This is a genomic window from Salinicoccus kekensis, from assembly GCF_900220995.1.
GTDB lineage: Bacteria > Bacillota > Bacilli > Staphylococcales > Salinicoccaceae > Lacicoccus > Lacicoccus kekensis.
Genome location: NZ_OBQF01000001.1, coordinates 402,590 through 420,429 on the forward strand (window position 1 = coordinate 402,590; position 17,840 = coordinate 420,429).

Consider the following 17,840-nt stretch of genomic DNA (forward strand, 5'->3'; position numbering starts at 1 on the left):
AGGTCATGAGCAGGGAATATCCATATACCAGAGACGATGTCATAAAAATGTGTGAAGCTTATTTGTCCGACGATGACTTGAAGATGATCAAAAAGGCTTATGACCTGGCTTTTGAAGCACATGACGGGCAGTTCAGGAAAAACGGTTTGCCTTATATACTCCATCCGGTACAGGTGGCGGGGATATTGGCCGAACTGAAGCTGGACGGTCCGACGATCATCGCAGGGTTCCTGCATGATGTCGTCGAGGATACAATCTACACTTATGACGATCTCGTCGAGATGTTCAATGAAGAAGTCGCAATCATCGTGGACGGCGTGACCAAGCTCGAGAAAGTGAAATACCGTTCCCGCCAGCAGCAGCAGGCCGAAAACCACCGCAAATTATTCGTGGCCATCGCAAAAGATATCCGGGTCATACTGGTGAAGCTCGCCGACCGGCTGCACAACATGCGGACGTTGAAGGCCATGCCTGAAGACAAACAGTACAGGACATCGCTTGAAACGCTTGAAATCTACGCACCGCTGGCCCACCGGCTCGGTATTTCAAGCATCAAATGGGAGCTTGAGGATACGGCGCTCCGCTACATTGAACCGAAACAGTATTTCAAGATCGTGAGCATGATGAAGAAGAAGCGCAGCGAGCGTGAGGACGTCATCAATGAGGCCATCGATAAAATTGAAGCGGAAATGAAGAAGACGAATATCGATGGCAGCCTCTCGGGCAGGCCGAAGCACATCTACAGTATATATAAGAAGATGAAGAAGCAGAGCAAGCAGTTCGATCAAATCTTCGACCTGCTTGCTGTCCGGGTCCTGGTGGATAACATCAAGGACTGCTACGCGGTCCTCGGAGTGATCCATACAATCTGGAAGCCGCTGCCGGGACGGTTCAAGGATTACATCGCGATGCCGAAACCGAACATGTACCAGTCGCTGCATACGACGGTCGTCGGACCTCAGGGTGATCCGCTTGAAATACAGATCAGGACTTATGAAATGCATGAAATAGCTGAGCACGGTGTCGCTGCACACTGGGCTTACAAAGAAGGCAAGGATACGGGCATAGACTGGTTCAAGGAACTCGTCGACCAGGAAACATCATCACCTGATGCCGAGGAATTCATGGAGGCACTGAAGACGGATCTGTTGAGTGATAAAGTCTACGTCTTCACGCCGAACGGCGATGTGATCGAACTGCCGAAAGGTGCGGTGCCGATCGACTTTGCCTATCAGGTGCACTCGGAAGTCGGCAACCGGATGATCGGTGCCAAGGTGAACGGGAAGATCGTCACGATCGACCATCCGCTGGAGACGGGCGATATCGTCGAGATCAGGACAAGCAAGCAGTCGTACGGGCCGAGCATGGACTGGCTGAAACTTGTGAAATCAAGCAGTGCCAAAAATAAAATCAGATCATTCTTCAAAAAGCAGGACCGGGCAAGCAATATTGAAAAGGGCAGGCTCGCAGTCGAAGCGGAAATCAAAAAACGCGAACACAAGCCGGATGATATATTGAAGGACAAGTATATCGAACCGGTGCTCGACAGGTATAACCTGAATAATGAAGAGGATTTGTATGCGATGATCGGCTTTGGCGGTGTGACCGCACAGCAGGTGGCGAACCGTCTGATGGAGAAATTCAAATCAGCCGAAGGCGCCACGGCCAATGACGTTGAAGATATCGACCGGTCGCATCACTATAAGGAGATATCCACCGAATCCGGGGTTTATGTGGAAGGTATGGACAACCTGCTCATCAACTTATCCAAATGCTGCAACCCCATACCGGGTGATGATATCACCGGTTACATCACAAAAGGGCACGGGGTCAAAGTCCATGTATCCAACTGCCCGAATATCGTCAATGAAACAGAACGCATCATCGATGTGGGCTGGGTCAGGAATAAGAATAAGGACCGGAAATATCAGGCGGATCTTGAAATCAGAGGATATGACCGTGCAGGCCTCGTAAATGAAATATTGAATGTCATCGCCAGCACCAAGTTCCCGATCACCCATGTCAATGCCAAAAGTGATGTGGATAAATATGCCAAGGTCAATGTGTCCGTGATGGTCCAGAATACGACCGACCTGTACCGGATCGTCGATAAGATCAAACAGCTTAAGGATATTTACAGTGTCGAGCGAGTATTTAAATGAGGTGAAAAGATGAAGGTGGTTCTACAGAAAGTCAGGGATGCCCGTGTGGTGAAACAGGACCTGTATAATGAGATCAATCACGGATATGTACTCCTTGTAGGTGTGGGTGAGGAATCAACATCGGCGGATGCAGTGAAACTCGCCGAAAAGATCGCAAAATCCAGGAACTTCGAAGATGGTGAAGGTAAAATCAACCTTTCAATCGATGATGTCAAAGGCGAAATTTTGAGCATTTCCCAGTTCACGCTGTATGCCGATGTCAAAAAGGGCAACCGTCCGAGCTTCACTCGGGCTGCCGGGAGTGACCGGGCGATACAATTGTACAAAGAATTCAATGCGGCACTCGAAAGCTACGGCCTGACGGTGAAAGAGGGCTTTTTTGGAGAGCACATGAATGTTTATATCAATAACGACGGGCCGATCACCATCATTTACGAGTCCAGGGACGGCAAGATCCTCTGATGAATAACGTAAGGAAAGGTGCGGATGGATTCATACATGCATTCATCCGGTTTTTAAAGAACAGGAAGCCTGCCTACCTTATTCCGCTCTTCTTCATTTTATCTGCAGTTGCGGTCATATCAATTGTCTACTTACCGGTTTTGACCACGTCTGCCCTTGCCGGGGGCGGGGAAGATGAAGAATGGACTTATATCGTGATGGATTTTGATCAGGAAGCGGACATATCTTTTGGCGGGGAGACCATCATCATCGACCCCGGCCACGGCGGCAGAGACCCCGGTGCACCGAGCGTATCAGGCAAAACGGAAGCTGAAATCGTCTACAGCATCGCACTCAAGACTGCAGAAACGCTTGAAGCTGCAGGCGCCGATGTCGAATTCACGAGAGGGCAGGATGAATATGCCTCACTCGATGACAGGGAGCTCCAGGGGGACTTATTCATCAGTCTACATAGTGATGCGATGAACGACGCTTCCATCACCGGCTTCACGACATATTACACGTATGAATATCAGCGTGAATTTGCAGAAACGATGAACACTGCATTGGATGGATATTCGAAATTCCGTAACCGCGGTACGCATCAGTCGAACTATCAGGTCACATGGCAGCTCGATTATCCCGCGGTTCTGATTGAACTGGGTTATTTGAGCAATGAAATCGATGACAGGCTGTTATCGGATGAAGCATACCAGGACTTGATGGCCCGGGCCATCGTCGAAGGCATACATGATCATTTGAATTGATTGTCTTGACTTTGAATGGCCGAATGACTATGATAAACATTAATATAAATGAAAATCATTTGATCTGAAGAGGGTATATCACAGCGGGTTCCAGAGATGTTCACATATGCTGAAAGTGAACACCCGTAAAATATATCTGCCGACACTTCAGAGGAGATGCTGTCATTGACAGACGGTGGCAATCGTTATCATGCCAGAGGATCGACCCAAAAAAGGTCGGTCAAATTAGGGTGGCAACACGGCAATTTCGTCCCTTATACCTTTCGAGGTATAAGGGGCTTTTTTTATTTTATGAGGAGTGGTGAAGAATGATTCAAATACCAAGAGGAACGCAGGATATACTGCCCGGGGAAAGTTACAAGTGGCAGGTCATAGAAGAGAAGTTGAGGGAAATCGCTGCAAATTACAATTACCGGGAAATCCGCACCCCTGTCTTTGAAGCGACCGAGTTGTTCGTGAGGGGCGTCGGTGGCTCGACGGATATCGTGAACAAGGAAATGTACACTTTCGAGGACAAGGGTGGACGCAGCCTGACTTTAAGACCTGAGGGCACGGCGCCGGTCGTGAGGAGCTATATCGAAAACAAGATGCAGCACGACGTCAACCAGCCGGTGAAAGTATTCTACAAGGAACCGATGTTCAGATATGAACGGAAACAGAAGGGGCGTTACCGCCAGTTCGTACAGTTCGGCATTGAAGCCATCGGCGTGGAAGATCCGCTGATCGATGTCGAAGTGCTGAGCATGCTGATGCACATTTACCAGTCATTCGGATTGAAGAACCTGAAACTGTACATCAACTCGATCGGCGACCATCAGAGCCGGAAGGAATACAATGATGCGCTCGTCAGCCATTTTGAACCGAGGATCGATGAATTCTGTGCCGACTGCCAATCCAGGATCGACACGAACCCGATGAGGATCCTCGACTGTAAAAAAGACAGGGATCATGAACTGATCAAAACAGCGCCCGTCATCTATAACTTCCTGAATGAAGAGTCCAAGGCATATTTCGAGACGGTGAAGGAAAAGCTGACCGATATCGGCATTGAATATGAGGTGGATTACAACCTGGTCAGGGGGCTCGATTACTATACGCATACCGCTTTCGAGCTGATGAGCGATGCTGAGGGCTTCGGCGCAATCACCACGCTTTGCGGCGGCGGCCGGTATAACGGCCTGCTCGAACTGCTGGACGGGCCGCATGAGACCGGCATCGGATTTGCACTCAGCATAGAGCGGCTGCTGATGGCCCTGGAGGCGGAAGGCATCGAGCTGGAACAGCCCGACGGCATCAAGCTGTACATCTGCACGATGGATGACAATTCATTCGATAAGGCCGGCACCCTTCTGCATGAGCTCAGGACGAAAGGCATCAGCGCCGATATGGATTATAAGCGCAGGAAATTGAAGGCCCAGATGAAAGACGCTGACAGGAAACGTGCTGAACATGTCATCGTCCTCGGGGAAGATGAAATCAACTCCGGCGAAGTCGAACTTAAGAGCATGCAGGACGGGGAATCCCGGACGATGAACATAGATGAACTGAAAAACTACTTGGAGGATTAAAAAAATGACTAGAGCATTCATTTCAGAAACGATTGGCAAAGAGGCGGGGGCATCCGTCCAACTATCCGGCTGGGTCCAGAGAAGGCGCGACCTCGGCGGACTGATCTTCATTGACCTCAGGGACCGGAGCGGTGTCATCCAGATCGTCTTCAATCCGGAAATTTCGGAAAAGGCGCTGAACACGGCAGAAGATGTACGGAGCGAATACGTCATCAATATAAGCGGTACGATATCAAAAAGGGATGCATCACAGGTCAACCCGAATATCGATACCGGGGAAATCGAGGTCATCGTCAATGACATCGATGTGATTTCAAAGGCGAAAACGCCGCCGTTCCACATTCAGGACGAGACCGTCACCGAAGACGTCAAACTGAAGTACAGATACCTGGACTTGAGACGGCCGAAACTGCAGAACATCCTGAAGCTGCGCCACCGCCTGAAGCAGAGTGTGAGCCGCTTTCTGGATGAAGAAGGTTTCATCGATGTGGAGACGCCTGTACTTTCAAAATCAACACCGGAAGGTGCACGGGATTACCTCGTCCCTTCACGCGTGCATGAAGGTGAATTTTATGCACTCCCGCAGTCACCGCAGATTTACAAGCAGCTGCTGATGCTTTCGGGAATGGAGAAGTATTATCAGATCGTCAAATGTTTCAGGGATGAAGACCTGCGGGCCGACAGACAGCCGGAATTCACGCAGATCGATATCGAGCAGTCATTCGTCGACCAGGAAGATGTCATCGCACTGAATGAAAAAATGATCACGCAGATCATGAAAGATGTCAAAGGGGTGGAAGTCACAACACCGTTCCAGAGGATCACCCATGATGAAGCAATGGCGAAGTACGGCGTGGATAAACCGGATACGCGGTTCGGCCTGCACCTTCAGGACATCACCGAATTCAGCAGGACGACGGAATTCAAAGTCTTCAAGTCCACGGCAGAGTCGGGCGGCATGGTGAACGCACTTGTCATCCCGGATAAAGCGGATGCATACTCGAGGAAAGACATAGATAAGCTTGAAAGCTTTGTGAAAACATATGGCGCCAAAGGTCTTGCGTGGATGAAATCTTCGGAAGATGGATTCACCGGACCGATCGCAAAATTCTTTGATGAAGATAAACAAGCTGAGCTCAAGTCACTGCTCGGCATCGGTTCAAACGACCTGGTGCTGTTTGTAGCCGACAAGAAAAAAGTCGTCCATGCATCACTTGGGAACCTGCGCAACAAGCTCGGGAAAGATCTTGGACTGATCAATAAGGAACAGTTCAACTTCCTGTGGGTGACGGACTGGCCGCTCCTTGAGTATGATGAGGACAATGACCGCTACGTCGCTGCCCACCATCCGTTCACTTCACCAAAAAAAGAGGATGAAGACAAGCTTGAGACCGCACCGGAAGAAGTGAAGGCCAATGCCTACGACATCGTTTTGAACGGTTATGAACTCGGCGGGGGTTCCATCCGCATCCACGACAGGACGCTGCAGGAGCGGATGTTCCGTACACTCGGGTTCACGGATGAAGAAAGGGATGACCAGTTCGGGTTCCTGCTTGAGGCATTCACCTACGGTGCACCGCCCCACGGCGGCATCGCCTACGGCTTCGACCGCTTCGTCATGCTGCTTGCAGGCACCGACAACATCAGGGACGTCATCGCATTCCCTAAAACCGCAAGCGCAAGCGATCTGATGATGAACGCACCGTCAGCCGTATCCGAAGATCAGCTGGAGGAACTGCATATCAGCGTGGAGACGGAAGAGTGATATACCTGCCTGCTGTGTGCAATTTCATATAAGAATAGTTTTACCCCGGAACCGTACAGATTATTTCTGTACGGTTTTTTTGTGAAATAATTTACTATTTACATTCTAATTGCATCTTTATTCTGGTTTTCACATTTTTGACATATAGGTCTTTAATTTGAAGTTTATTCCACTAATGGGTGTGGGAATACAGGAATTAAATGATGATTTGGAAGGGTGATAAAATGTTGGAATCAGGAAACCGGGAGATGGACTTTTTGGAAACCGGCAGAAGCCCTGCCACAGGAAAACGCGGGGCTGTGACAACGCCGCATTACCTTGCGACGCAGGCAGGTGAGAACATCATAAGGAGAGGCGGCCATGCCGTCGAAGCCGCAATCGCCTCGAATGCTGTGTTGTCGGTTGTATATCCCCATATGGCAGGTATCGGCGGGGATTTATTCGCCCTCATCAAAGACGAAGGTGAAGATGATGTACGTGCCATGAACGGCAGCGGTAAAGCTGCAGGGACGGCGACGATCGATTTCTTCAAAGAAAAAGGATATGACAGCATACCCGAGGAAGGACCGCTGTCGAGCGGCACCGTGCCGGGTGCGGTTGCGGCATGGGAAGCGATGCATGAAAAATACGGCCGTCTGGATTGGGCGGAGCTTTTTGAAGAAGCCATTTATCATGCGGAAGAAGGTTTTCCGGTCACGGAGAAGCTTGCGGATTTCATACTCCAGGAAAAGGATAAGATCGATCAGCATGATAAGACCGCTGCTGTTTTCATACCGGACGGAGAGCCATTGAAAGCGAAAGATATTTTAGTTCAGAGTGAGCTTGCCGAAACATTGAAAAGCATCGCAAAAGAAGGTGCTTCGGCGTTCTATGAAGGAGAAGTGGGGGAGAAGATGACTGCTTCGCTTCAAGATGCAGGCGGCCTGCTCTCGATGGAGGATCTGAAGAATCATGAAAGTGAATGGCAGGATCCGATCTCCACGACTTACCGTGATGACTATGAAGTTTATCAGTTGAAGCCCAATACACAGGGCGTGGCAGCATTGATGATGCTGAACATTTTCAACCAATTTGATTTCAACCGCTTAAGAGACAATACCCCTCAATATTACCATCTCATGGCAGAAGCAGCTAAGATCACATTTCAATACAGGGACCAATGGGTGACGGATCCGGATAAGGAACATGTACCCGTCGATGAACTGCTCTCGGATGAACAGACAACCCGGATGATGGATCATTTCAGTGAAGACAAAGCGAATTTACAGGAAGATCTGAATCGTCTGCCTGCGCTTAAAACCAACAGGGATACGACGTATTTCGCGGCAGTCGACGGAGAGGGCAATGCCGTGTCCATGATACAGAGCGTGTACCATGAATTCGGCTCAGGATTCATGGCAGACGGCGGCTTCCTGCTGCAGAACAGGGGCTCGTTCTTCTCCCTCGACGGCAATCACATCAACAGGCTGGAACCGGGCAAGAAGACGTTCCATACGATCATGCCGGCCATGGTGATGAAGGACGGCAGACCTTATCTTCTGATGGGTTCAATGGGCGGCGAAGGTCAGCCGCAGACCCAGAGTGCCCTCTTCACAAGAATCGTCGACTTCGGCTACAACGTCCAGCAGGCGATTGAAGCACCGAGGTGGCTGTACGGCCGTACATGGGGCGATGACAGTGACTCCCTGAAATTCGAAAAGCGTGTGGCGGACAGCAACATAGAGGCACTTGAAAGCCTCGGCCACGAAGTGGAGATACTGCCCGCTTATTCCCAGACGATGGGGCATGCTCAGGCCATACGGATTGAAGACGGACTGTACGAAGCGGGTGCAGATCCAAGAGGCGATGGCATCGCTCTCAGCTGGTAATTTAAAATCAAAGTAAAGGAGTTTATTGGAAATGGATCATTCACTACCATTGGATATACTACATTGGTCGATGGCCGCGCTGCCGCTGGCACTGCTTTTAATCATGCTGGTGGTCTTCAGATGGTCGGGCGGCACATCCGGCTGGATTGCCGCAGCAATCGCTGCGGCAATCGCATATTTCCTTTACGAGGCACCGCTCGACAACATGGCGGTCGGTGTAGGTAAAGGGTTATGGGAAGCGCTGTTCATACTACTGGTCGTCTGGACAGCCTTATTCCTTTATCATTCCTCGAAAAAAGCCGGGGCATTTGAAGTGATCAGGGAAGATATAGAGGATTACAGCCAGAACTATCTGTTCCTCGTCCTTGCATTCGGTTGGGTATTTTCATCCTTCCTGCAGGGTGTGGCAGGGTTCGGTGTTCCGATTGCAGTGGTGGCACCTTTACTTATAGGCATCGGCGTCAAACCCGTAGCTGCGGTCGTCATACCATTGATAGGACACTTGTGGGCCAATATGTTCGGTACGGTCGGCGTCGGATGGATAGCGACCATCAACGCCGTTGAAATAGAAAATATCACTGCAACACTGTTTTACACCACCCTCATGCTGTGGGCGGTGAACCTGCTGTCAGGACTTTCAATTGCATTCATATATGCTGGATGGCAGGGCATCAAAGACGGTTTTCTGCTCATCATCACCATCTCGATCATCCACGGCGGAGGCCAGATGATAGTGGCGATGTTCAGCCCTGAGCTCAGCGCCTTCATACCGGCTGCAATTGCCATGGCTGCATTGATCCTGTTTGCGAGAACCAAGAAATATGGTGAAAAATCGAAGTCTGATGAAAAGACGAAGATCATGCAGGATCCAGAGGACCGGGAGGAAACGGAAGAGGAGAGACCCGACATCTCCATCCATAAGGCGTTCATGCCTTACTATGTCCTCACTGTCCTTACAGTCGTCGCACTCGGCGTGCCGGCGATCAGCAACTTCCTGGATCAGGTTGAATTCGGCCCGCCGTTCCCGGAGACAGAGACGGGCTACGGCTTCACCGAGGAGGGGACAGCGGAGTATTCTCCAATATCCCTCACACATCCGGCCATCTATATACTCCTTGGTGCGATATTCGGCGTCATCTGGTATAAGCGCCTCGGTTTATATGATTCCGGCTACGGGAAGGAAATTTGGGACGGCGTGAAAGGCAACGCCCTAGGTGCATCCCTGGCGATCGCCGGTTTCCTGACCATGACGGAAGTCATGGGCGCTTCAGGGCAGATTACAGTGCTTGCCCTGGGCATCGGTACCGTGGCCAACCCACCGGTATATCTTGCGCTGGCGAACTTCATCGGCCTCATCGGTTCATTCATGACATCCTCGAATACCTCTTCAAACGTGGTGTTCGCGCCATTGCACGGGTCAGTCGCCAATGCGATGGATGGACTGTCGCTGCCGCAGGCCATTGCTGCACAATCGACCGGTGGTGCAATCGGTAATGCAATCGCACCTTCGAATATCATACTTGCAACAAGTACCGCCGGTATCCAGGATAAGATTGCAGATGTCTATAAGCAGACACTGATCTTTACACTCATTGCCGCACTGATGGTCTCCGGAATATCACTGATCATTTATTTCCTGGTATAAGAGGGTAAAGATATCATAAACAAAGGGGATGGAAAAATGCGTTATTCAAAGTTGAAAAGCAGTTTGGCAGACCTTATAAAGAAGGCAAAACTTCATGTACTGGAAGCGGACTCCGAGACAGTCCACTGGGGGCACTGGGATAATTCCCTCGCCCCGGTGCTCACTGTCGAGTCGGGAGATTTCGTCTTTGTTGAAACAATCACCCATCAGGCCGGCGATGCGCCGGAGCTGATGATGGATGAAACGACGAAAGAAATATACCGGAATATACCAGAGGAGACAAGAAAGCCGGGACCGCATCTGCTTACAGGGCCGATTGAAGTGAAGGGCGCAGAACCCGGCGATATGCTGGAAGTCCAGATTCTGGATATTGAGCCGAGACAGCCGTACGGCTCGAACCTGTCGGCACCATGGGGGTTTTTATTCGATAAAGAAAAATATGAGGAAAATGAACATGTCATGATTTACGAATTGGATGACCATGCCCAGTGGCTGACCCAGAAATATAAATACGAATACCCGGGAGCCTACGACGTCAACGGCCGTGTCGTCGGTGAAGATGAAATCACAAAAGAAGAAGGGCCCCGGGGCATGCGGATCCCCGCCCAGCTCCATATGGGCACGATCGGTGTCGCCCCGGAGGAAGACGGGAAGATCAGTACGGTGCCGCCGTCAAATTTCGGCGGCAATATCGACAACTGGAGGATCGGGGCGGATACGGCGATGTATTATCCCGTATTCAACAAAGGCGCCCTCCTGTCCCTCGGGGATGCCCACCTCGCACAGGGGGACAGCGAACTGAACGGGACGGGTGTCGAAGCTTCGGCAAACTGCCTGATCAGAGTGAAGGTGAGGAAGGATTTTCATTTCACACAGCCTCTGCTCGAGACGGAGGAGGCGTGGCATATCCATGCGTTCAATGAAAATCTGGATGATGCCGCGGAAGAAGCTTCCTTGAAGGCCATCGAGTTTTTGGAGGAATACCAGGGCATGACGGAACAGGAAGCCTATTCATTCCTGGCCCTGGCGGGAGAACTTCAAATCACACAGGTGGTCAATACGAACAAAGGCGTCCATGTCACGATTCCGAAAGACGCATTCGTACCTGAGGTCTGATGTTTGGGAAGGGCCGTAAACCGTATCGGTTTACGGCCTTTTATCATTTTGCTTTAAGTTTTCAAAAAATTTGATATCATTAAATAAAAAACGGAGTGAAGCCGAGATGAAATATTTTGCAGTTTTCTTATCGATGCTGGATGAAGAAAAGAGCAGCATCCACAGGGAGGAACATTTGAAATTCCTGGATGGTCTGAGGGAAAAAGATGTGGTTGTGATGAACGGGCGCTTTACGGACGGCGCCGGCGGTCTTGTGATCTACAAAGGGCAGGACGGGGAAGAGGTTGAAAAACTCGTCAAACAGGACCCTTACATTATAAATGGTGCGAGGGATTACGAACTGCATGAATGGGAAATGGTGACTGAATACGAAATATAGGAGTGGTTCAATGAATATCGGATTTATCGGTCTCGGCATCATGGGGAAGCCGATGTGTGCCAATCTGCTTAAAAGCGGGTACGATGTCTATATCAGCAGCTCCAACGATGATACGAATGATGAACTGTCGCATCACGGTGCAACAGTTTTGGAAAATCATGAAGCGGTCGTGCAGAAATCGGAAGTCATCATACTTATGCTTCCCGATTCCGCCGAGGTGCAGGAGGTCATTGTGGAAAGCGGCCTCCATAAAAAATTCAATCCCGGGACGCCAGTGATCGATATGAGCTCCATCAATCCTGAAACGAGCATGGAAGTCTCTGAAGTGCTGAATGCACACGGTCATCAGTATATTGATGCACCGGTGAGCGGCGGGGAAGAAAAAGCGGTCGAGGGGACTTTATCGATTATGGCCGGCGGTGATGAGGAAACAATCGGAAAAGTCATGCCGATACTTGAGTGCATGGGTGCAGGCATCGTGCATACGGGCCCGGTCGGATCCGGAAATGCCGTAAAACTGGTCAATCAGGTGATCGTCGCCAACAACATCGCAGCACTTTCAGAAGGCCTCGCCCTTGCAGAAGCGCTGAATCTTGACCTGGAGACGGTTTATGATGCAATCAGCGGCGGCCTGGCAGGCAGCGCCGTGATGGACACCAAATTCCCGAAGATGGCTGCTGGAAAGTACGATCCCGGCTTTAAGATGAAACTGCATGTGAAAGACTTGAACAATGCATTCGGCAGCGTGGACGAAGATGTCATTGAAAGACTCCCCATCACACGGCAGACGAAAGCGATGATGACGGAACTTATGGATGACCCCGACGTGCAGGAGGAGGACCACAGTGCACTTTACAGGCACTATGACAAGGGCTGCTGAGCATCGGTTGCGGGTCTTGTTTGATCGTCTCCTGCGGATATTTTAAATTTAAAAACCTTTTTGCTTCTCAAAGTTTTTGGCCTGTGCTATACTATCATTAATAGAAATATCTGAGAAGTTCGTGATGTGTTGAATTATATTTTGACCTAACACCAATTTTAACGGGAGTCCAATAGGTTTTCCTGCGAAAAACAAGCCTGTTCGTCAGGACGTTTGGAGTTGGAAACAGGACACCCACCTGCAAATAGCAGGCCAAAATAATCAACAGATACACACGGCTTAGCTTGGATATTTCGATGATAAGCACCGGACGCATATGCGTCCGGTGTTTATTTTTTTTTGTGGATTTTCCCGTCATTTCCGGAGTATCGTCCTGAGCTTCGAGTAGATCTCTTGAAGCTGCCCTTCGTATTTCGTGTCTTTCGAAGGGATGAAATACTGCCTGTCCTTCAAAGTGTCGGGCATATACTGCTGGGCCACGACGTTATTCGGAAAGTTATGGGGATATTTGTAGCCGACGGCATTGCCGAGCTTTTCGGCACTTGCATAATGCCCGTCTTTCAGATGTTTTGGAACTGTGCCGGCTTTTCCTTTCTTAATGTCTGCAAGCGCACTGTCAAGGCTCTTGTAGGCACTGTTTGATTTCGGTGAGAGTGCAAGTTCGATTGCGGCATTGGCAAGTGGTATCCTTGCTTCGGGAAAGCCGAGCCTTTCTGCAGAAATGATCGCATTCAATGTCCTTGTTGCAAGCTGGGGATTGGCAAGTCCGATGTCTTCATAGGCGATCACGAGCATCCGGCGTGCAATCGTCACAAGGTCCCCCGCTTCAATCAGCCTCGCCAAGTAGTGCAGGCTCGCGTCCACATCACTGCCCCTGATTGATTTTTGGAACGCACTCATCACGTCATAGTGTGCGTCACCGTCCTTGTCATGCAGGAAGGCGGACTGCTGCATGCAGGCTTTCGCATCATCAAGCGTGATGTGGACTTTATCCCCGTCGGGTTTCGTACTGAGGGCCGCGAGCTCCAGCGCATTCAGTGCACTCCTGACATCGCCCTGGGCGGACAAGGTGAAGTGTTCCATCGCTTCCTCATCAACTTCAAGGGTCATCCTGCCGAGCCCGCGTTCCTCATCCGCTATGGCCCTTGTGAGGGCGAGTCTGATGTCCTCCTGATCCAGAGAATCGAGTTCGAATATCTGTGACCTCGACCTGATGGCCGGGTTGATGGCATGGTAAGGGTTGGAAGTCGTGGCGCCGATCAGGATGATCGTCCCTTTCTCGAGATGCGGCAAAAGGAAATCTTGCTTGGCCTTGTCCAGGCGATGAATTTCATCAAGCAGGAGAATCACCGTTCCGCTCATTTTTCCTTCTTCCACAATCTGCTGCATATCTTTCTTCGTATTTGAAACTGCGTTCAACGTCCTGAACATATATTTTGTGGATCCGGCAATGGCACTAGCGATGCTTGTCTTGCCGATGCCCGGCGGTCCGTACAGGATCATGGATGTCAGGCGTCTGGCCTCCACCATGCGTCTGATGATGCCGCCTTCGCCCACCAGATGTTCCTGTGAAATCACTTCGTCGATCGTTCTTGGCCGCATGCGGTAACTCAATGGTTGTGTACTCATATTTTCACCCAACTGTTTTATTATGATATATTTAATATACTACAACATAAATGGATTTATTAAAAAGTTTATATTCTGAGGTGTATTATGAAAATATCCACACGTGGAAGATATGGTTTATATTTTATGCTCGAGCTTGCCCGGGATTACGGCGAGCAGAGAAGAAGTGTCAAATCCGTGGCAACGGAGCGCGGGATCAGCGATCTCTACCTGGAACAGATCGTTGCCAGTTTGAAGAAAGAGGATCTTGTAAAGAGTACCAGAGGTGCATACGGCGGTTATGAACTGAACCATCCGCCGGAAGAAATCACTGTCGGCCAGATTTTCAAAAGTGTCGAGGAGAATATCGTCGCAGTTGAAAGTGATGAAAAGGACGGCAAGAACGAGAGGTTCCTCTGGGGAAGGATCAGGGATGCAATCAGCGATGTGCTGGACCATACGACGCTTAAGGACATGATCGATTATGACGGTGAGGGCCTCGATGATTATATGTTCCATATATAAATAATGATTCTGGAGTTTTTATATGATAATAAAAAAACGTATCGAATACATCAACCGTTACAGGGAAATCGCCATAAACTTCTCATATGCCGGATTCGGCTTCCTGGTCGAGGAACTCGGCCTGGACGAACTTTTGAGCCTGCCGAAACGCATCATCTTAAGACAGCAGAAAAGTGATGAGGAAAAATCCAGGGGAGAGCGGGTCCGTCTATTCATCGAGGAGATGGGGCCGACATTCATCAAGCTCGGCCAGATTGCGAGCACCCGTCCAGACCTGGTTCCAAAAGACATCATCGAAGAACTTGAAAAGCTGCAGAGTGATGTTCCGCCGTTCAGCTTCGAAGAGGCGAAAAGAGTGATTGAAGAGTCACTCGGTGTGAAGACTGAGGATGTCTTTTTGAATATGGATGAAAAGCCGCTCGGCTCCGCTTCGACGGGCCAGGTCCACAAGGCCCAGACCGTGGAGGGCCAGATCGTCGCGGTGAAGGTCCAGCGTCCGCATATCGAGAAGACGATGCGGAACGACCTTGAAATACTCCATCATCTTGCGACCCTGGCGGAGCAGCGCATGGAATGGGCAAAGCGGTATCATGTGAAGGACATGATCGAGGAATTTTCAGAAGCGATTCTGGACGAACTGGATTATACGATTGAAGCCAATAATGCGGATAAAATACGCAAACAGTTTGAAGATGATGACAGAATCAAAATACCTGAGATGGTCAGGGAACTTTCCACAAAGAATGTGCTGGTCATGGAATATGTCGACGGCATACCAATCAACCGCCATGCAGAACTTGAAGCAAATGGTCATTCAAGGCAAGTCCTGGCTGAAAGGCTGGCGGATGCCGTATTCCATCAGATCATCGTCGAAGGGTTCTTCCACGGCGATCCGCATCCCGGCAATGTCAGCGTGCTTGAAGACGGCAGCATCGCCTTCATGGACTTCGGCATGGTCGGCAGGCTGTCATCGGAGATGAAGTATAACTTCGGCACGCTCCTGATCGGCATGATGAAAAAGGATGCATCTGCTGTCGTCCGGGCGATCACCAAAATGGGGATAGTGCCGCCCGGCGTCGAAATGAACGTCCTGAACCGTGACGCAGAAAAGATCAGGGACAAGTATTACGATCAGCCGCTCAGCCATGTGAATATCGGTGAGGCTGTCCAGGATCTTTTCCATATCGCAAATAAGCACCGCATCGGCCTGCCTCAGGATTTCACCATCCTCGGTAAATCGATCATCACCCTGGAAAGCGTCGTCAGCAGCCTGGATCCCGAATTCAGCATGATGGATGTCGCTGAGCCGTTCGGAAGACTCCTCGTGAAGGAAAAATACGATCCCAGAAACATGGCGTCGCGCGCCTACAGCAATTTTCAGGACGTGAGCGACACCGCCGTCGATGTGACGGATAACCTGAGGATATTCTCAGAATCACTGCGCGATAAAAAAGTGCCGGTGCAGCTGTCCTTGAGGCGGTTTGAAGAACTGTTCAGGAGAATGGACCGGATCGGCAACCGGTTATCCTTCAGCATCGTCCTCCTGTCGTTCAGCATCATCATGGTCGGTCTGATCGTCGGTGCCGCGATTGCGGGCCAGACGACGGTGATCTGGCAGATTCCTGCGATTGAGATCGGATTTGTGCTCGCCGTATTTTTATTCCTCGGTCTGTTGTACTCGATCTTCAAATCCGGAAGGTTCTGATGACTGCCATTAAATTATTCAACAAAAAAGAGGCCCTCGGGCCTCTTTTTAATTTACGTTTCTGAAGTATTCATTGTAGACGGCATTCAGCGCCTTCTGGTAATCGCTCATCTTCACTGCGAATACCATACTCGACTCCGAAGCACCCTGGTTCATCATCCTGATGTTGATGCCATTTTCAGTCAGTGCCTTGGTCGCCTTATTGGCAAGGCCGACGGTGTACTCCATACCTTCACCGACGATGACGAGGAGGGCAAGATCGCCTTCCGTCTCCACCTTTTCAGGCTCAAGCTGGTCATTGATGTCTTCTGTGATCTGTTCGACCTTGTTGCTGCCGTCGAGATTCCTGTTGCGGACGATGATCGAGATGTTATCGATGCCCGACGGCATATGTTCCACGGAAACCCGGTGATTTTCAAACACCTGCAGCAGCTTCCTCATGTAGCCGACCTGGCGGTTCATCAGATAGTCCTTGACGGATATCGCCGTGAAGCCGACGTCACAGCTGATGCCGATCACCGGGATATCTTTTAAGAGTTCCCGCTTTGCCACAATTTTTGTCCCTTCGATATGCGGTGCGTTCGTATTCTTGATCATCACCGGTATCTCGACCTGGTACAGCGGCTCGAGCGCCTCATCATGGAAGATGCCGAAGCCCGAGTAGGAGAGCTCCCGCATTTCACGGTAAGTCAGCTCCTCGATTGCATGCGGATTATCGATGAATCCCGGATGGGCGGAATAGATGTGGCTCTGATCCGTATAGTTTTCATAGATTTCCGCATCCAGGCCGCGTGCCACGATCGCACCGGAAATATCGGAGCCGCCCCTTGGAAATGTGACGATATTGCCGTTTTTGGATATGCCGAAGAAGCCCGGTATGACGATGACCTCTTCAGCATCCTTCAATCTGGCGATGTTATCATATGACTCGTTCAGCAGATGCGCATTGCTTGCCTCATCGGTCACATAGATGCCGGCTTCTTCCGGCGAATAATACTTCGCAGGTGTGCCCTCGGCCGTCAGATATTCTGCAAGCATCTGGGCATTGAAGTCCTCACCGCATGATTTCAATGCATCAAGCAGCCTTGCATTATCACTGATGTTCTGGAGGTAGGAAAGGATCGTATTCCTGAATTTCTCCAGCATGACAAGGTCGATGCCGAGGCCGGTGAGGATTTCCTCATACCTGCTTAAAATCGCATCCAGCGCCTCATTATACGGAAGCCCGGTGATTTTATTCGCATGGAGTGCGATGAGCAGATCCGTCACTTTGATGTCATCGTCAAAACGCCGTCCCGGTGCACTGACGACCACTGCACCGATGTCCGGATCATTCTGGATGATTTTTGATACTTTTTTCAATTGGTTGGATGATGACAATGAACTGCCACCGAATTTTGCTACTTTCACT

Annotated in this window: 14 protein-coding genes and 1 other RNA gene; 13 read left to right on the forward strand and 2 right to left on the reverse strand. The window is 50.1% G+C overall.

Annotated elements, in window-relative coordinates:
* The first annotated feature begins 5 nt into the window (after window positions 1-5).
* From CRN96_RS01940 to ssrS, 11 genes are all read left to right on the forward strand, one after another.
* Window positions 6-2,162, forward strand: a complete 2,157-nt coding sequence (locus CRN96_RS01940; protein WP_097038584.1) for a RelA/SpoT family protein — start codon at window positions 6-8, stop codon at window positions 2,160-2,162.
* Window positions 2,163-2,171: 9 nt separating this feature from the next.
* Window positions 2,172-2,624: a D-aminoacyl-tRNA deacylase gene (gene dtd, locus CRN96_RS01945; RefSeq protein ID WP_097038586.1), complete on the forward strand. Its 453-nt coding sequence runs from the start codon at window positions 2,172-2,174 to the stop codon at window positions 2,622-2,624.
* Window positions 2,624-3,370, forward strand: a complete 747-nt coding sequence (locus CRN96_RS01950) for an N-acetylmuramoyl-L-alanine amidase family protein (protein WP_097038588.1) — start codon at window positions 2,624-2,626, stop codon at window positions 3,368-3,370. Before dtd ends, CRN96_RS01950 begins: the two co-directional genes overlap by 1 nt.
* Window positions 3,371-3,678: 308 nt before the next feature.
* Window positions 3,679-4,938 carry a histidine--tRNA ligase gene (hisS, locus tag CRN96_RS01955; protein ID WP_097038589.1) on the forward strand — a complete coding sequence of 420 codons (1,260 nt, stop codon included), beginning with the start codon at window positions 3,679-3,681 and terminating at the stop codon, window positions 4,936-4,938.
* A 4-nt stretch (window positions 4,939-4,942) separates the two neighbouring features.
* The gene (gene aspS / locus CRN96_RS01960; protein WP_097038591.1) at window positions 4,943-6,703 is read left to right on the forward strand and encodes an aspartate--tRNA ligase; all 1,761 of its coding nucleotides are present in this window, start codon (window positions 4,943-4,945) and stop codon (window positions 6,701-6,703) included.
* A gap of 224 nt (window positions 6,704-6,927) precedes the next feature.
* Complete coding sequence (gene ggt / locus CRN96_RS01965) at window positions 6,928-8,571, forward strand: gamma-glutamyltransferase (RefSeq protein WP_179647070.1); 1,644 nt, start codon at window positions 6,928-6,930, stop codon at window positions 8,569-8,571.
* A 31-nt stretch (window positions 8,572-8,602) separates the two neighbouring features.
* On the forward strand, window positions 8,603-10,216 hold the full coding sequence (locus tag CRN96_RS01970) for an L-lactate permease (protein WP_097038593.1): 1,614 nt from the start codon (window positions 8,603-8,605) through the stop codon (window positions 10,214-10,216).
* 51 nt (window positions 10,217-10,267) lie between these two features.
* Complete coding sequence (locus tag CRN96_RS01975) at window positions 10,268-11,332, forward strand: acetamidase/formamidase family protein (protein ID WP_218839911.1); 1,065 nt, start codon at window positions 10,268-10,270, stop codon at window positions 11,330-11,332.
* 106 nt (window positions 11,333-11,438) lie between these two features.
* The gene (locus CRN96_RS01980; protein ID WP_097038597.1) at window positions 11,439-11,711 is read left to right on the forward strand and encodes a YciI family protein; all 273 of its coding nucleotides are present in this window, start codon (window positions 11,439-11,441) and stop codon (window positions 11,709-11,711) included.
* Window positions 11,712-11,721: 10 nt separating this feature from the next.
* On the forward strand, window positions 11,722-12,591 hold the full coding sequence (locus tag CRN96_RS01985) for an NAD(P)-binding domain-containing protein (protein WP_097038598.1): 870 nt from the start codon (window positions 11,722-11,724) through the stop codon (window positions 12,589-12,591).
* 104 nt (window positions 12,592-12,695) lie between these two features.
* Window positions 12,696-12,886: non-coding RNA, 6S RNA (gene ssrS, locus CRN96_RS01990), on the forward strand.
* A gap of 59 nt (window positions 12,887-12,945) precedes the next feature.
* Here ssrS and CRN96_RS01995 read toward each other — a convergent pair.
* Window positions 12,946-14,220 (reverse strand): replication-associated recombination protein A, encoded by a 1,275-nt coding sequence (locus CRN96_RS01995; RefSeq protein ID WP_097038600.1) that lies wholly within the window; start codon window positions 14,218-14,220, stop codon window positions 12,946-12,948.
* Between the two features lie 87 nt (window positions 14,221-14,307).
* Here CRN96_RS01995 and CRN96_RS02000 point away from each other — a divergent pair, with 87 nt between their 5' ends.
* Both CRN96_RS02000 and CRN96_RS02005 read left to right on the forward strand, forming a co-directional pair.
* The gene (locus tag CRN96_RS02000; RefSeq protein ID WP_097038602.1) at window positions 14,308-14,724 is read left to right on the forward strand and encodes an RrF2 family transcriptional regulator; all 417 of its coding nucleotides are present in this window, start codon (window positions 14,308-14,310) and stop codon (window positions 14,722-14,724) included.
* A 22-nt stretch (window positions 14,725-14,746) separates the two neighbouring features.
* Window positions 14,747-16,429, forward strand: coding sequence for an ABC1 kinase family protein (locus CRN96_RS02005; RefSeq protein WP_179647071.1), 1,683 nt, complete (start codon window positions 14,747-14,749; stop codon window positions 16,427-16,429).
* 48 nt (window positions 16,430-16,477) lie between these two features.
* Here the strand turns inward: CRN96_RS02005 and CRN96_RS02010 are convergent, their stop codons facing one another.
* Window positions 16,478-17,839: an aspartate kinase gene (locus tag CRN96_RS02010; RefSeq protein ID WP_097038604.1), complete on the reverse strand. Its 1,362-nt coding sequence runs from the start codon at window positions 17,837-17,839 to the stop codon at window positions 16,478-16,480.
* Between the last annotated feature and the right edge of the window lies 1 nt (window position 17,840).

Coding starts and splice junctions, on each gene's coding strand:
- CRN96_RS01940 (WP_097038584.1), top strand. CDS start 6: ATGAGCAGGGAATATCCATATACCAGAGACGATGTCATAAAAATGTGT.
- dtd (WP_097038586.1), top strand. CDS start 2,172: ATGAAGGTGGTTCTACAGAAAGTCAGGGATGCCCGTGTGGTGAAACAG.
- CRN96_RS01950 (WP_097038588.1), top strand. CDS start 2,624: ATGAATAACGTAAGGAAAGGTGCGGATGGATTCATACATGCATTCATC.
- hisS (WP_097038589.1), top strand. CDS start 3,679: ATGATTCAAATACCAAGAGGAACGCAGGATATACTGCCCGGGGAAAGT.
- aspS (WP_097038591.1), top strand. CDS start 4,943: ATGACTAGAGCATTCATTTCAGAAACGATTGGCAAAGAGGCGGGGGCA.
- ggt (WP_179647070.1), top strand. CDS start 6,928: ATGTTGGAATCAGGAAACCGGGAGATGGACTTTTTGGAAACCGGCAGA.
- CRN96_RS01970 (WP_097038593.1), top strand. CDS start 8,603: ATGGATCATTCACTACCATTGGATATACTACATTGGTCGATGGCCGCG.
- CRN96_RS01980 (WP_097038597.1), top strand. CDS start 11,439: ATGAAATATTTTGCAGTTTTCTTATCGATGCTGGATGAAGAAAAGAGC.
- CRN96_RS01985 (WP_097038598.1), top strand. CDS start 11,722: ATGAATATCGGATTTATCGGTCTCGGCATCATGGGGAAGCCGATGTGT.
- CRN96_RS01995 (WP_097038600.1), bottom strand. CDS start 14,220: ATGAGTACACAACCATTGAGTTACCGCATGCGGCCAAGAACGATCGAC.
- CRN96_RS02000 (WP_097038602.1), top strand. CDS start 14,308: ATGAAAATATCCACACGTGGAAGATATGGTTTATATTTTATGCTCGAG.
- CRN96_RS02005 (WP_179647071.1), top strand. CDS start 14,747: ATGATAATAAAAAAACGTATCGAATACATCAACCGTTACAGGGAAATC.